Origin of the sequence: Novosphingobium sp. G106 (assembly GCF_019075875.1) — a bacterium.
Classification (GTDB): domain Bacteria; phylum Pseudomonadota; class Alphaproteobacteria; order Sphingomonadales; family Sphingomonadaceae; genus Novosphingobium.
Genome location: NZ_JAHOOZ010000001.1, coordinates 6021503 through 6035627, shown reverse-complemented (window position 1 = coordinate 6035627; position 14125 = coordinate 6021503). Strand labels below are relative to the sequence as shown.

Genomic DNA, 14125 nt, shown 5'->3' with positions numbered 1-14125 from the left:
CGGCGCGCTTAGGAGGGAAGACGGTATGCCTGGACGCCTGAGGGCGCTTGTCGCGCTTGTTGCTCTCGCCGCATCGCCGGCTCAGGCCCAGCAGGCCGGCTCGCTGGTTTCGGCGCAGCCTATGCTCAACGCGCCAGCAGGAATGCAGGCCTGGAAGATCACCTACGGCACCACCGACGAGAACGGCCGGGCGATAACCGCGACCGGCATCGTCGCCGCCCCGACCGGCCCGACGGCATCGCGGATCAGGCCGGTGATCGCCTGGACCCACGGCGCCTGGGGCATCGCCCAGCGCTGCGCTCCGTCGCTGAATCCGGCGATCCTGACACTGAGTCCCGCGCTGGGCGAGATGGTGGCGCGCGGCTATGTCGTGGTCGCGGCCGACTATCCGGGCCTCGGCTCGCCGGGGCAGCACGCCCTCCTGCTCGGCCGCGAGACCGCCCATTCGGTGCTCGACGCCGTGCGCGCGGCGCGCGGCATACCTGCGGCGGGGTCGGGCCACGCTTTCGCCGTCTGGGGCGAATCGCAGGGCGGCCATGCCGCGCTGTGGACCGCGGCCGAGGCCCGGCGCTATGCGCCCGACCTGTCGTTGACCGCCACCGCCGCCGCGGCGCCGCCGACCGATCTGGCTGCCAACCTGCGCTCGGGCAGCGATCTCAACGCCCGCGCGATGCTGACGACTTTCGCGGTCTACAGCTGGTCGCAGCGGCTGGATGCGCCGCTCTCGACGCTGTTCACACCGTCGATCCAGGGCGTGGTCACGCGCCTCGCCCAGAACAATTGCATCGAGCTCAACGGCAAGCCGCGGCTGGGCACGATCCTCGGCGTGGTGGCCGTGCGCAATGCGCTGCGCAGCAAGGACGTCGGCGCGATCCGGCCCTGGTCGGTCATCGCCCGCGACAACAGCGTCGATCCGCGAGCGGTCCCCGGCCCGCTGATGATAGCCCAGAGCGATGCCGACAAGATCGTCGCGCCGGCGGTGACACGCGACTTTGCCCGCCGCTACTGCCGGCTGGGCCGCCCGCTGCGATATCTGCGCATGACCGGCACCGCGCACGAGAACAGCGCGCGCGATAGCGCCAAGACTACGCTCGACTGGATCGATGCACGCTTCGCCGGCCAGCGCGACTCGGACGATTGCCGGGGGATTTGAACGGCTTGAGTCGGCCCATCGCCGGAGTCCCGCCGTCCATCGCATTTCGACTCCTCATGCGGGCGCCCGCCGCCAAGTTGAGCGTTGCAAATACGCCATCAACAATTGGGAGTTACAGCGTGAAGAAGATTTTTGCCGCAATCGTTACCGTTTCCGCCCTCGGCATGACGGCTCCCGCCATGGCTCAGGATGCCGCCGCCGCGCCGGCCCCCGCCGCCGAAGCCCCAGCCGCCCAGGCTGCGACCGCCAAGGCAGGCGACACGATCTACGACACGGCCGGCGAAGTCGTGGCTACGGTCGAGAGCATCAGCGGCGCGAATGCCGTCATCACGACCGGCTCGGCCAAGGCGACCGTCCCGTTGAGCTCGTTCGCCGCCGGCCCAAAGGGCCCGACGATCAGCATGACCAAGGCCCAGCTCGAAGCGGCGATCTCCGCTTCGAAGTAAGCCCGAACTGACAAGAGATGCTGGCAGCCGGTGCCCCGCGGGCTGCCAGTTTTCGTTTCAGGCGAGCTGTTGTTCGGCGTTGGGCGCGAGCTGTTCGAGAATCTTCTCGTCTTCAGCCGTCAGCAGCGCTCCGTCCTTCGGGATAACCTCAATCGCGACCTGATCGGCCCCGGCGTCCCAGTGCTCTTGCAGGCGCCGCCGGATCGCTAGGGCATCGCCCCAGGCGACCATCGCATCGGCCGCCGCGTCGGACACCTCGCCGCCCGCATAGTCCTCGTCGATGAGCCCCATGCGCAGCAGGCTGTTGCGATAGTTGGGCATGGTTGCCAGGCCCGAGACCAGCCCGCGGCCGACCGCCCGGGCCTTCCCTGCATCACTTTCGAGCATGACCCTTTGCTCGACCAGCAGCAGCTTGCCGGGCCCCAGGATGTCGCGTGCCATCGCAGTGTGCTGGGGCGTGGTACTGTACGGATGCGCGCCGTCGACCTTGTCGCGCGCGAGTTCGAGCATCTTGGGACCGAGCGCGGCGATCACCGTCAGCGGCTTTTCGGCCGGTGGCGGGCCGGCATAGTCGAGCCCCGCCATCGCATCGAGATAGGCGCGCATCGTCGCCACCGGCTTCTGGTAGCTGTGCCCGCGCATCCCTTCGACGATGAAGGCGTGGCTCGCCCCCAGGCCCAGCAGGAAGCGCCCGTTCCACTGCTCGTTGAGGCCGTACTGCGCGCCGATCATCATCGTCGGGTCGCGCGAATAGATGTTGGCGACGCCTAGCGCGACCTGCAGCCGCTCGGTGTCCGACAGGATCTTCGCGGCCAGGACCATCGGATCGCTGCCCATGCCGTCGTTGATCCACAGGGTGCCATAACCCCAACCCTCGAGCCGACGGGCGAAAGCGACGAGATCGGCCGAAGGATAGCCCATCGTGTTGATCCAGACTGCGAGCTTGTCGATCCTCATGCGCCGATCCTCATACCCTTGACCTTTCGTGCGATTCAATTCCCAATGACGACATAGGCCAATACCGTCTTGGGAGAGACAAGGCATGACCGAAATCGAACGACTGCTGGCGATCGAGGAGATCAAGCAGGTCAAGGCGAAGTACTTCTATGCCTTCGATCACAAGGACTGGGACATGTGGCGGCGCGAGGTCTGGGCGCCCGAAGGTCGGCTCGAAGTGCCCGAATTCCGTGAGGAACCGTTCACGCCCTTCGAGGAAGTGCTGAAATATGCCTCCGAGGCGGCGGCGGACCAGGCATCGGTGCACCACGGGCACACGCCGATCATCGAGTTCACTTCGGACACCGAGGCCAAGGTGATCTGGGCGATGGAGGACCGGCTCTACCGCACGCCCGAAAACCCGCTCTACGACGGCAGCACCTATCTCCACGGGTTCGGCCATTATCGCGAGACCTATGTGAAGCTGCCCGTCGGCTGGCGCATCCTGGCGAGCCGCCTCACCCGGCTGCGCGTCGAAATGCGGAAGGTGTTCTGATGGCTCCCCCCGAAGGCATGTCGCCGCTCGAATATCTGACCGCGATCGAGGCGATCAAGCAGCTCAAGGCGCGGTATTTCTACGGCTATGACCACAAGGACTGGGCGTTCTGGCGCGATCAGGTCTGGGCGCCCGACGGCCGGCTCGAAGTGCCCGAGATGGGGCAGGACATCGCCCCGCGCGAGGCGATGATCGAATGGGTCATCGAGCGGTCGATGAAGCAGGTCTCGGTCCATCACGGGCACACGCCGATCATCGAGATCACGTCGCCCACCACGGCGACCGGAATCTGGGCGATGGAGGACCGCATCTACCGCGACCGGGATCACCCCGATTACAAGGATGCCGCGCGCATCCTCGGCTTCGGCCACTACCGCGAACGCTACGTCAAGCTGGACATCGGCTGGCGCATCCTCTCGACGCGGCTGACGCGGCTGCGCACGATCTACGAGCGGGTGTTCTGATGGACGCGCGGCAATACGAGCTGCCCGGCGGCATCACCGTCACGCGCACCCAGCCCGCCTGCGGCGCCGTGCTCGGCGGGATCGACCTCGCTCGGCCGATCGGCGAGGTCCAGGCGGAATCGATCCGCCACGCCCTGTTCGCACATGGCGTGATCTTCTTCACTGGCCAGCAGGCAATGACCTTCGACGATCACCTCGCACTGGCCGAGCTGTTCGGCACGCCGATCGTCGACGGGCCCGATCCCGAGCGACCGCAGATCACGCCGGTCCGCGCCAAGGCGGGTTCGCGCGAGGGGACGGCCTCCACCTGGCACAGCGACGGCTGCTACTACGCGGCGCCGCCGGCGGTCTCGGTGCTGCGTGCGATCGATGCCTGCACTTTCGGCGGCGACACCTGCTTTGCAAGCGCCACGGCCGCCTATGCCGGACTGTCCGAGGAGATGCGCGGGCGGATCGAGAAACTGAAATTCATGTCGAGCCTTGCGGCGCGGATGCCGAAGAACAATGCCTCGTTCGGCAGCGCCGACAAATGGAACGAACTGCGCGACCGCTTTCCGCCCGTCCATCAACCGGTCGCGATCGTCCATCCGGTGACCGGCGCCCGCGCACTCTACGTCAACACGACCTGGTCGCTCGAAATCGTCGGGATGGAAGATGCCGAAGGCCAGGCGCTGATCCGCGAGCTCGCCGCCGAATTCCACAAGCCCGAGTACCAGACGCGCTGGCAATGGCAGGACGGCGCGCTGGCGATCTGGGACAACCGGCTGGTCCAGCACTACGGCGTGCCCGACCAGCAGACGGACCGCTATCTCGAACGGATCACCCTGGCGGGCCAGCCGATGCTGTCGATCGCCGACTGGGAGGCGCGGGCGAAAGTGGCGGCTTGAATTGAAATAGGCCCCCTCCTCTTCAGAGGCGATTGTATAGATTGCAAACACGCGCCTTAGCGGCTGTGGCGGCGTGCGATTCTCATGCCCCAAAGCCAAATGATGAAGAATGCTGCTATCGAGCCTTCTTGTATCCAAGGTGCGTTTAGCAATCTCGCCAACAGCGTCAGGATACCGAATGACGCAAAGACTGTAGCAACTAGGCCGAAGATCACTGCGATCCCCTTCCAGTGGCAGGGCATGTAACTCCAGAGGACCCGATCAAACCAGATTTCGGGCGTGGGGTCCGTCACTCCGGTTTCTCCGGCTTCGGCTTGACCTTCACCAGCTTGCCTAGCTTCTCATCCCAGCGGGTTTCGTCCTCGTCCGCCTCTAGCTCGCGAGCGAGTTCCTTGAACTTGTCGAGCTGGGATGGCTTGGGGTCGGTCATGCCAAAAGTCTCTTTTCAAGCCTCTCTAAGACCGCAATGTGATCGTCCGTCCGCAACCCGGCATTCCCCCACCAGTAGTTCGCCGAAAAATCAACACCGTCGCGGCGCGCCAGCATAAAAACCGGCGGCTTCTTCGCCACATGAGCAACTATATCGGTTGAAACGTGGAAGCCGGCAAAGTGATATTCTCCAGGAACACCCAAATAAGTGCGGGAGTAATCCGACATATCCTTGAAAAGTTCATTAAACAAATTCAACGCCTTTTCAATGTCGCCATCCATCTGTATGACAACTTGACTTTCATAAAGTCGAACTGGCGGTGGCTGTTGCGCAAGCAAAATCCCAAAATCGGACTCTATAAAATCATGAATATCATCAATTAAAGCGTCCAAAATTCGAGAATTACACTTTGCGGAGACAATGTACCCGTCATTGTACACGCTGAGTTGATCGACTTGGATATCCATCCAGCGACCAACTCGGAAATGGACTGCCCCGGCCTCTCCAAGAGGGTCAGGGGATCGATCGGGTAGGTATTGAAACTGGTATCGAGTTGCCAAAGCGCTCAGGAGGTCCAGAAAAAACGGATTGCCGTGGGTAAAACGATAGTTCCCCAGCGCTGTTATCTTGGCCTGCTCGATATTGATTAATTCCATTGGGATACCTCAACGAAGGTCCGCTAAATGCGGGTTGAGACTGTACTAATGCGTAGGCCGCGCTCGAATGCGCAGTACTCACCGCAGCAGCCGCGGCAGTCTCTTTGGGGTGGTCTTTATATTCTTCGATGATGTCTTCAGATGCCTCGACCACTACGCGAAGACGTGCGTCTAGCGCTTCGGCTAGGCGAAGAAGGAAGTCGAACTCCCAAACAGGCTCGGTGGATTTCTCGAACCGAGAAATAGCCGGCTGCTTGGTGCCCATCAGTTTGGCCAACTCCGTCTGCGTCATTTGGCGACGCTCTCTAAGCGCCAGAAAGGCCGAAGGCACAGCCTCCTCAAGCTCGGCGCGAAACCATTCACGACGAAATTCTTGATCGCCCAGCCTGTCGGAGATCGACAAATCAATGGGGCTGATATGGTTCAGGGCGGAGTCCTCCTGGATCTATCTGATCTCGTCTAGCTCTGGCGTTATCTAGGTGTCTCTGAGGCGTCTTTTGAGTCTTCTTCTGGAACGACTCCAGGATGATAATTGCGCCCCCTCGGAAGATGAAGATGTTCCGGTAGATGTTGGACCCAAGATCGGTCCTCAACTCAAAGAGCCCATCACCGAGGCTGTCCGTCTTCGGATAACGCAGTGCATTCCCTTTGCTCGCCAAATTCCGGAGATCGCGCAACAGACGCGTCTCGGCCGCCAGCCCCACTTCGCGTAAGAAAGCATCGACTTTCCCATCGCATTGGAGCAGCGTCCAGCCCAATATCACCTCTGTGTTATAACGGCAAGGCCCTGCGCTTGCAGCGATATAACTTGTGCGTTATATGCGCGAGTCGCAATCCCCCTGACGGGCTTTTGTGGGGCCGGAGGTCAGGTGACCAGGAACGATTTGCAGCGTCTCCCCTGGGGTTCAATTCCCCCCGGCTCCACACTCTATTTACCGCTTTTGGCGGGCCGGTCTAGTCCGGGGCATTCTGTGGGGCTTCCCGCGCCACCGTTGTTGCTTGGGCGGCTTGGCCGCTGCGACCTTAGGCGCCGAGGTCAGGCCTTGCGTAAGTGAGGCGCTTGCCAACGATACCCGCCAGCGCGCGTTCGGAGCGGTCACGGTCGTTGCAGCCAGTTGCCTCCCGGTTGGAATAGCGGAAGTCGAACTCGGCAAGGTAGCGGTGGAGGTGATGCTTCGCGCAGTGCTGGTACACACCGCGCATACCGCGCTTGAAGATAGAGAAGCTGCCTTCAATTGTGTTCGTGTGGATCGTCGGGTTGTTCGGATCGACATAGACGCCCTTCATGTGCGGCGTCGTGTTGTGGGTTGCGAAGTGGCGATGCATGAAGCGGTACTGGCCGGCGTCGTCGGTCAGTAGGTTGGCTTCGGCGGCGATGTTGGCGCGCAGGATCGGGGTGACATCCGCGATGGTGATGCCATCAACAACGAACGAAATGCGGCGACCAGTGTCACGGTCGAGCAGTGAGAGCACCTTCATCTTGTGCTTGAAGCCGCCCTTACCCTTTTCCATGCCAGGCTCGCGGCCGATGAAGGTCTCGTCCACTTCAACGAAACCGCCGTTGCCGCCGAACGGGGCAAGCGCACCGTCGCGCATGGCTTCACGGATGCGGTGGGCCAGGAACCAAGCCGACTTGTAAGTGATTTCAAGGGTGCGGTGCAGTTGGTGAGCCGAGACGCCCTTCTTGCTGCACGACATCAGATAGACCGCTTGCAGGGCCTTATGCAGCGGCAAGCGCATGTGCTCGAACACGGTGCCGATCTTGACGGTGAACTGCTTTTTGCAGTCGCCGCAGCGCCACAGACCCTCGCGGATGCGCTTCGCCGGGTTCGCCTTCACTTTCGTGATCCGATCCAGTCCGCCGCAGTGAGGGCAAACGCGACCTTCGGCCCACACGATCTTTTCGAGGTGGGCGAAGGCCGCTTCTTCACTGTGGAACTCAGGGCGGGAAAGGGCAGACATCGAAACAACTCCTGTTGAGACAGCTTATGCCTCAATCAGGGCGTGTTTGCAAGGTATATAATCGCCTCTTCAGAGGAGGGGGAGGCTGCTTCAGAACTTCACCGTACCCTCGACGCCGACGATCCGCGGATCGCCCCAGGCGAGGATGTTGCCATAGGTCGAGCTCGAGTTGCCGAAGGTCGTATAGGCCGAGTTGAACAGGTTCTTGGCATAGACCGCCAACTCGTACCTGTCATCCGCAGTACGGACGCCGAAGCGGGCGTTGACCAGCCAGTAGCTCGGCCCGACCGAGTCGGGCAGCACGCCGGGTAGGCCCGACTGCTGCCAGATGATCGCGTCGGTATAGGACGCCAGCACGTTGCCGACGACCTTGAAGCTGTCGTTGATCGGCTGGTCGAGATCGGCGCCGAACGACAGCTGCCATTCGGGCGAGTTGATCATCCGCGTGTTGCTGAGATCGAACGGCGCGATCACCGGATTGCCCGGCGCGATGCGGAAGGTCTTGTACTTGGCATTGAGGTAGCCGACCGAGGCGTTGAGTGTCAGCGGCTCGGCCACGCGCGCGGTCACGCTCGCCTCGGCGCCATAGGTCCGGGCGCTGCCGGCATTGACCACCGAGATCGAGACCAGCGCCGCCAGCGGGAAGGTCGGCGAAACGTGCGCCGCCACCTGGACGTCCTTGTAGTCGTTGTAGAATACCGCCGCACTGACCTGAACCTTGCGGTCCATCAGCGAAGCGTGCGCGCCGACCTCGTAAGTATCGACATGCTCGCCGCGGAAAGCGCCGCCCTGGTTTATCGGATCGGGGAAGAAGCTCGTCGGCACGACCGGCACGATGCCGCCCGACTTGAAGCCGCGGGCCCAGCGGGCATAGACGTTGCCGCCGCCGTCGAAGCTGTACTTGAGCGTTGCGGCCGGCAGGAACGGATGCTCCTTCAGCAGGAACGGATCCTGCGTATTGGCGATCGGGTTGAACGAGATCGCGTCGTTCTTCTCGTTGATATAGCGGCCCGAGAGCATCAGGTTCAGCTTCTCGGTGATGTCGTAATCGGCCTGGAGATAGGCCGACCAGTTGGTCACCGTGTACTTGCCGCTGCCCGACGGCAGGTTGGCGAGATAGGGGATGCCCTTGAAGATCGTCGTCGCCAGGCCGCCGTCGAACTTCGCCTGCAGGTAGGAGCCGCCGACGATCCAGTGCAGCGGGCCGTCACCGGTCGAGGCCGCGCGCAGTTCCTGGTAGAAGGTCGACTTGTCGATATCGACCTTCGCCGCGAGGAAGTTGAACGGCAGGAAGCCGAGCTCGGTCAGGAAGCGACTGTGGTTCTCGCGGTAGGCGGTGATCGACGTGATATCGACACTGCCGAGGTTGAGCACTGCGGTCCCCGAGACGCCGTAGTCCTTGAGCTTGACGTAGCCCTCACCGCGCTGCGCCGTGGTGAACTTCGCCGTAGCCAGGGGATTGCCGATCGGCGCCAGGCCGGCCGGCGTGGTATTGGCGCCGGCATTCGCGTTGAACAAGGCCGATGCCACTGCGACCGCGTATTGCGGCGTCAGGTTGTAGAGGCCGTTGCCGTTGTCGTCGTCCTTCTTGCTGTAGTCGCCGGCGATGGTGATCTTGAAGCTGTCGCTCGGACGGAACAGAATCTTGCCGCCCACGGCCCAGAAATCTTCGGTGCTGTAGCTGTCCTTCGCCGAGAGGCCCGAATTCACCAGGGCTGCCATTTGCGCCCCGGTGCCGAGGATGGGGGCGCCGCCTGCACCGAAACCGACGATTCCCGAGGCGCCGCCGAGCGCCGGATTGGGCGGGAACATCGCGGCCGTGTAGATCGGCCCGGCATTGGGCGTGATGTTCTTGATGTAGCCGTCGTGGCTGCGCCGGTCGCCGGTCAGCGAGATGGCCAACTGATCCGAAAGCGGCAGGTTCACATAGCCCGAGGCCTGGAAGGTGTTCTTCTCGCCATAGCTGGCGCGGAACGTGGCGTGGACCGCGTCGGTATCGGGCTGGCGCGTGATGATGTTCACCGCGCCGCCGGTCGCATTGCGGCCGTAGAGCGCGCCTGGCGCGCCCTTGATCACTTCGACGCGTTCGACGTCGACGAAATTGTTGACCATCGAGCCGAACACGCGCGGCACTTCGTCGATGAACGTAGCGACGCTCGGGTCGGCACCGACGAAGATCGAGTTGCCGATGCCGCGGATGAACATCTGGTTGTAGCCCGAGGCGTTGGACGTGGCGAAGCCCGGCGTGGTGAGCTGCAGATCGCTCATCTGCTTGATGCCGGCCGAAGCCAGCTGGTCGCCGGTGGTCGCCTGGATCGACAGCGGCACGTCGAGCAGGCTTTCGCCCTTGCGCTGCGCGGTGACGATGATCTCGTTGACGCCCTTGTTGTCCACGGTTGCCGTGTCCTGCGCGAAGGCTGGTGCCGACAGCACAGCCACGATCGCAGATGCCAGATAGAGTCCGGCCTTTGTCGAGTTCCTCATTGCTTCCTCCCCTACCATGCGCCGGTCTTGCCGGTCGCCGTGTTCGAATTATCCGCCCGCCCGCAGGCCCTGTTTTTTTTGGTACGCCTTTGGTCTATTTCCTCTGTTTAACGATATCGCCGCGCCTGCGCCAGAGTCTTGCTTTGCCTGTCCCCGCAATCGAATTCCTTTTCCGATAGTGGATGCTATCTTGCCACAGCGAATCCACGGGAGAGGATATGAGCAAGACGATTGTGATCACCGGCGCGGGCACCGGCCTCGGCCGCGCGATGGCGCGCCGACTGGCGCAGGACGGGCATCGGCTGGTGCTGCTCGGCCGCACGCTGGCGAAGGTCGAGGCGGTCGCGCAGGAAATAGGCACCAATGAAAAGAGTGGAGGCGCCTGGGCGGCGTCCTGCGACGTCGGCGATGCGGCCAGCGTCGAGGCGGCCTTCGCCGCGATCGCGGCGCGCGAGCCGCGGATCGACGTGATGATCAACAACGCCGCGGTCTACGAGCCGCTGATGATCGAGGACGCCACCGAGGCGAAGATCGCGGAGACGCTCGACACCAATCTCGCCGGCACGATCCGCTGCAGCCAGGCCGCCATGGCGCAGATGGAAAAGGGCGGTCACATCGTCAACATCTCGACGCGCACGGTCGTGGCGCCAGCGGTGATGCTGGCGCTCTACCAGACCAGCAAGGCCGGGCTCGAACGCTTCACCAAGACGCTGCGCGAGGAAGTGGCCGAACGCGGCATCCGCGTCACGATGATCCGCGCCGCCGGGATGATGGAAGAGGGCATGAACTGGACGATCTCGCCCGAGACCGCGCGCCGCTTCCAAGAGGAACGCGCCAAGCGCGGCGTGGGCAATCGCGAGGGCGCAGTCAGCCAGTTCGCCTCGGTGGCGGAATTGCTGCCCTGGCTGATCGACCTGCCCGGCGACGTCGACGTGACCGAGCTGATGCTGGAAGCGCGGAAGGGCTAGGCCCCCAGCGCGCGGAGCACCGCTGCCGTCAGCGGATTGGCCGGATCCCAGAGCAGCTTCGCCGTCAGCGCCAGGCTGACGACGATCAGCAGCGGCCGGGCGACGTTGGCGCCGAACCGGATCGCGACATGGGCGCCGAGCTGTCCGCCGGCGAAGTTCGCCAGCGCCATCGCCAGACCCACGACCCAGAGCACATGCCCACCCGCGACGAGCACGGCGAGCCCGGCGACATTGCTGGCGAAGTTGAGCAGCTTGGTGTGGGCGACCGCGCGGATGAGGCCGAGCCCGAAAAGCGCGACGAGCGCGGTGGTGAAGAACGAGCCGGTGCCGGGTCCAAAGAAGCCGTCGTAGCAGCCGATGATCATCGCCACGGCGAGCAGCAGCACGGGACCGCCACGGCTATGCCTGTCCTCGTCGGTCATCTTCGGCGCGGTGACGAAGTAGATCACCATGGCGAGCAGCAGGACGGGCAGGAGGCCCGAGAGGAAGTGCGGATCGACCAGGGTCAGGATGAAGGCGCCCATAGCCGATCCCGCAAAGGAAGCCAGGGCCGGCCAAGCGAAGCGCCTGAAGTCTATATGCCCCTTGAGGGCATAGGCCAGCACGGCCCCGCCGGTGCCGAAAGTGCTTTGCAACTTGTTCGTGGCGATTGCTGCGACGGGTGGCAGCCCCGCCGCGAGCAGCGCCGGTATCGAAATCAAGCCGCCGCCGCCCGCAATCGCGTCGATCGTCCCCGCCATGAAGGCGGCGGCCATGAGCAGCGCGATGATGTCGGGCCCGAGGTGCATCGAACCGACCTAGCAGCCCTTTGCTGCACTGCCGCATGCAACGGCTGCAATTGTTGTGGATTCAGGGCGCGGTGAAGGCGCCCCGCACCGCCGCGGCCCGATCGTGGATCACGCAGCCCGAGGCATGGTCGTTGATCAGGCCCATCGCCTGCATGAAGGCGTGGACCGTGGTCGGCCCGACGAAAGCCCAGCCGCGCTTCTTGAGGTCCTTCGACATCGCGACCGAGGCCGGCGATGTCGCGGCACCATGCTCGGACGAGGACGGCTCGAAGCGCCAGACGTAGGCCGCGAGCGAGCCTTCCTTCTCGACCAGTTCCTGCATCCGCCGGGCATTGTTGATCACGGCCTCGATCTTGCCGCGGTGCCGGACGATGCCCGCATCCTGGAGCAGCCGCGCTACATCAGCCTCGCCGAACTTCGCGACCTTGTCGTAGTCGAAGTCCGCAAAAGCACTGCGAAAATTCTCGCGCTTGGCCAGGATAGTCCGCCACGACAGGCCCGACTGGAAGCCTTCGAGGCACAGCTTCTCGAACAGGCGGCGGTCGTCGGCGACGGGGAAGCCCCATTCGCTGTCGTGGTAGGCGAGGTATTCGGGCGTGGAGACGGCCCAGCGGCAGCGAGGCCGCCCGTCCGGGCCGTCGACCGTATCGCTCACGCCTTGTTCTTGTGGACCGGCGTGACCGCGCCGCGGCCTTCCATCCAGTCGGCCAGGTTGCGGTGGAGATTGATCACCTTCTGCTCCTGGTGCGGATTGGGCAGCGGGCCGCGGAAGCCGCTCGACTTCATGCCCTTCTGGACGAATTCCATGTTCGAGAAGTCCTGCGCCAGGACCGAGCCCCAGTTCTCGCCGGTGGCTTCGGCATAGACCCATTCGGTCACAGGCGCCTCGCCTTCGGGAAAGCGTTCGAGCGCATAGCTCTCGAAGATGCACTGGTTGGGATCGTCGCCATAAGGACGCACGCGGTAGCAGAGCGCGAAAGTCTCGCCGTGGAGAATGTTCTGGTTCGGCCAGAGCCCCCAGGCGAGGCCGCCCTCCTGCTTGATCTCGGGCGGGACCTCGGGCCAGATCACCCCGCGCGCGGCGTCGTCGGCCTTGGCCGACTTGATCCAGTGGGCGATGCATTCCTGCGCGGTCGCGGTCTCGGGCAGCTCGTCCTTGAGCCGGCTGGCGGCATTGACCAAGGTTTCGGTCGAGGCCGAGAAGTTCACCGTCTCATAGTTCTCGCGGATCAGTTCGTAGGTCGAGACTCGCGGATCGTCGCCCTTGCCGGCGCGGGTGGTGCCGGCGCTCTCGCTCATCTGGAACTTGGCGTCGCGCGTGTCATAGCTCGATACCGAGTGCAGGCCATACTGCCTCGACAGCGCGTAGTAGTCGCCATAGGCGAGCAGCTGCGTGTGCGTGCCGGCAACGTGGTAGGGTTCGAGGAAGGCCTCGATCGCGGTCTTCCAGTTGCACGGATAGATCGCCCACTGGCGCCACTTGTAGCTCAGCCCGGCGATATCGAAATGATCGAGGATCTCGCCCGCACGGCCCATCCATTCCTTGAGCGACATGCTCTCGGGATCCATGTTGATGTAGATGTAGCCGCCCCAGGTATCGACCTTGACCTCGGACAGGCAGGTCATTTCCTTGGTCAGGCCGCCCTCGCCCCAGTCCTGCTTGTCGAGGATGTAGGTGTTGGCGCCGTCGAGATCGTAGGTCCAGCCGTGGAAGCCGCAGATGAAGTTCTTGCGCTGGTTGCCGCGGACGTCGTGGACGTAGCCCTTCTTCGTGCTGTGGGGGTTCGGCAGCATGTCGGGCACGTCGATCAGTTGGCGGCCGCGGTGCGGACAGACGTTGTGGAAGGCCTTCAGCGAGCCGTCGCCCTTGCGCAGGATAATGACCGATTCCTCGGCGACGTTATAGGTCATCCAGTCACCGGGGTTCGGGAGATCCGCCTCGCGCTCGACCATCTGCCAGATCTTGGGCCAGAGCAGCTTCTTCTCCGCTTCGAGATATTCCTTCGAGAGGAAAGCCTCGGTCGGATAGGTGACCATCAGCTCGGCATCCATGGTATCGGCGCCAATATTGTCCGAGGTGATCTTAGACAGCTCGTTCACGGTTTTCTCTCCACTTCCCAGCCTAGCCGCGGGACTTCGGAGCCTCGCGTGCCGTAACGCCAATTGCCTGTTTCAGTATCGTAGATCGGCGGCGGATGGAACCGGCCAGCGGCCCCAGCGCGAACGATGATATACGATCGCGACTCCGTGTAGGCTAAAAAGAATGAATGATCATTCTTTTTTTGCTATGGTCGGCTTTCTGCTTGGCGCAGGGTGCCGTTCGGATAAACAGGCGGGCCGATCATCGGCCCCTTCAGAGGAATGCCCGAAGAGAATGGCGCACACTGCCGAAGCC

General features: G+C 63.3%; 15 protein-coding genes and 1 pseudogene. 6 read left to right on the top strand and 10 right to left on the bottom strand.

Translation table 11 applies throughout. The features are described 5' to 3' along the window. Window positions 1-25: 25 nt before the first annotated feature. Together KRR38_RS29415 and KRR38_RS29410 are read left to right on the top strand one after the other, a co-directional pair. On the top strand, window positions 26-1153 hold the full coding sequence (locus KRR38_RS29415) for a lipase family protein (protein WP_217406938.1): 1128 nt from the start codon (window positions 26-28) through the stop codon (window positions 1151-1153). A 119-nt stretch (window positions 1154-1272) separates the two neighbouring features. Continuing rightward, entirely contained in the window at window positions 1273-1599 is a 327-nt protein-coding gene (locus KRR38_RS29410; protein WP_217406937.1) for a hypothetical protein, read from the top strand. Between the two features lie 57 nt (window positions 1600-1656). On the opposite strand, the gene KRR38_RS29405 is transcribed toward KRR38_RS29410, so the two are convergent. Continuing rightward, on the bottom strand, window positions 1657-2556 hold the full coding sequence (locus tag KRR38_RS29405) for a TIGR03620 family F420-dependent LLM class oxidoreductase (RefSeq protein WP_217406936.1): 900 nt from the start codon (window positions 2554-2556) through the stop codon (window positions 1657-1659). An 85-nt stretch (window positions 2557-2641) separates the two neighbouring features. Between KRR38_RS29405 and KRR38_RS29400 the strand changes: the two genes are divergently transcribed. From KRR38_RS29400 to KRR38_RS29390, 3 genes are read left to right on the top strand one after another with little or no spacing between them, the layout of a single operon-like run. Continuing rightward, complete coding sequence (locus tag KRR38_RS29400; RefSeq protein WP_217406935.1) at window positions 2642-3091, top strand: nuclear transport factor 2 family protein; 450 nt, start codon at window positions 2642-2644, stop codon at window positions 3089-3091. Next, window positions 3091-3555, top strand: coding sequence for a nuclear transport factor 2 family protein (locus KRR38_RS29395; protein WP_217406934.1), 465 nt, complete (start codon window positions 3091-3093; stop codon window positions 3553-3555). Before KRR38_RS29400 ends, KRR38_RS29395 begins: the two co-directional genes overlap by 1 nt. Continuing rightward, window positions 3555-4442 (top strand): TauD/TfdA family dioxygenase, encoded by an 888-nt coding sequence (locus tag KRR38_RS29390; RefSeq protein ID WP_217406933.1) that lies wholly within the window; start codon window positions 3555-3557, stop codon window positions 4440-4442. The genes KRR38_RS29395 and KRR38_RS29390 overlap by 1 nt, the downstream gene beginning before the upstream one ends. A gap of 289 nt (window positions 4443-4731) precedes the next feature. On the opposite strand, the gene KRR38_RS29385 is transcribed toward KRR38_RS29390, so the two are convergent. The 6 genes and pseudogenes from KRR38_RS29385 to KRR38_RS29360 form a co-directional block, all read right to left on the bottom strand. Further along, complete coding sequence (locus KRR38_RS29385) at window positions 4732-4872, bottom strand: hypothetical protein (protein WP_217406932.1); 141 nt, start codon at window positions 4870-4872, stop codon at window positions 4732-4734. Further along, entirely contained in the window at window positions 4869-5528 is a 660-nt protein-coding gene (locus KRR38_RS29380) for a hypothetical protein (RefSeq protein ID WP_254515030.1), read from the bottom strand. Before KRR38_RS29380 ends, KRR38_RS29385 begins: the two co-directional genes overlap by 4 nt. Before the next feature lie 178 nt (window positions 5529-5706). Continuing rightward, window positions 5707-5859: pseudogene (locus KRR38_RS37940) on the bottom strand (helix-turn-helix domain-containing protein); the annotation flags it as partial. Window positions 5860-5932: 73 nt separating this feature from the next. Continuing rightward, on the bottom strand, window positions 5933-6232 hold the full coding sequence (locus KRR38_RS37935) for a type II toxin-antitoxin system RelE/ParE family toxin (RefSeq protein ID WP_375293476.1): 300 nt from the start codon (window positions 6230-6232) through the stop codon (window positions 5933-5935). A gap of 319 nt (window positions 6233-6551) precedes the next feature. Further along, window positions 6552-7490 (bottom strand): IS1595 family transposase, encoded by a 939-nt coding sequence (locus KRR38_RS29365; protein WP_217406928.1) that lies wholly within the window; start codon window positions 7488-7490, stop codon window positions 6552-6554. A 90-nt stretch (window positions 7491-7580) separates the two neighbouring features. Then, window positions 7581-9974, bottom strand: coding sequence for a TonB-dependent receptor (locus KRR38_RS29360; RefSeq protein WP_217406927.1), 2394 nt, complete (start codon window positions 9972-9974; stop codon window positions 7581-7583). A 218-nt stretch (window positions 9975-10192) separates the two neighbouring features. On the opposite strand from KRR38_RS29360, the gene KRR38_RS29355 reads away from it, so the two are divergent. Further along, complete coding sequence (locus KRR38_RS29355) at window positions 10193-10942, top strand: SDR family oxidoreductase (protein ID WP_217406926.1); 750 nt, start codon at window positions 10193-10195, stop codon at window positions 10940-10942. Here KRR38_RS29355 and KRR38_RS29350 read toward each other — a convergent pair. The 3 genes from KRR38_RS29350 to KRR38_RS29340 all read right to left on the bottom strand — a co-directional run bounded on the left by KRR38_RS29350 (window position 10939) and on the right by KRR38_RS29340 (window position 13830). Beyond that, the gene (locus tag KRR38_RS29350) at window positions 10939-11730 is read right to left on the bottom strand and encodes a TSUP family transporter (RefSeq protein ID WP_217406925.1); all 792 of its coding nucleotides are present in this window, start codon (window positions 11728-11730) and stop codon (window positions 10939-10941) included. The two genes, KRR38_RS29355 and KRR38_RS29350, sit on opposite strands and share 4 nt — an antisense overlap. Before the next feature lie 61 nt (window positions 11731-11791). After that, complete coding sequence (locus tag KRR38_RS29345) at window positions 11792-12385, bottom strand: DNA-3-methyladenine glycosylase I (protein WP_217406924.1); 594 nt, start codon at window positions 12383-12385, stop codon at window positions 11792-11794. Continuing rightward, complete coding sequence (locus KRR38_RS29340) at window positions 12382-13830, bottom strand: aromatic ring-hydroxylating dioxygenase subunit alpha (protein WP_309141171.1); 1449 nt, start codon at window positions 13828-13830, stop codon at window positions 12382-12384. Before KRR38_RS29340 ends, KRR38_RS29345 begins: the two co-directional genes overlap by 4 nt. Window positions 13831-14125: the final 295 nt, after the last annotated feature.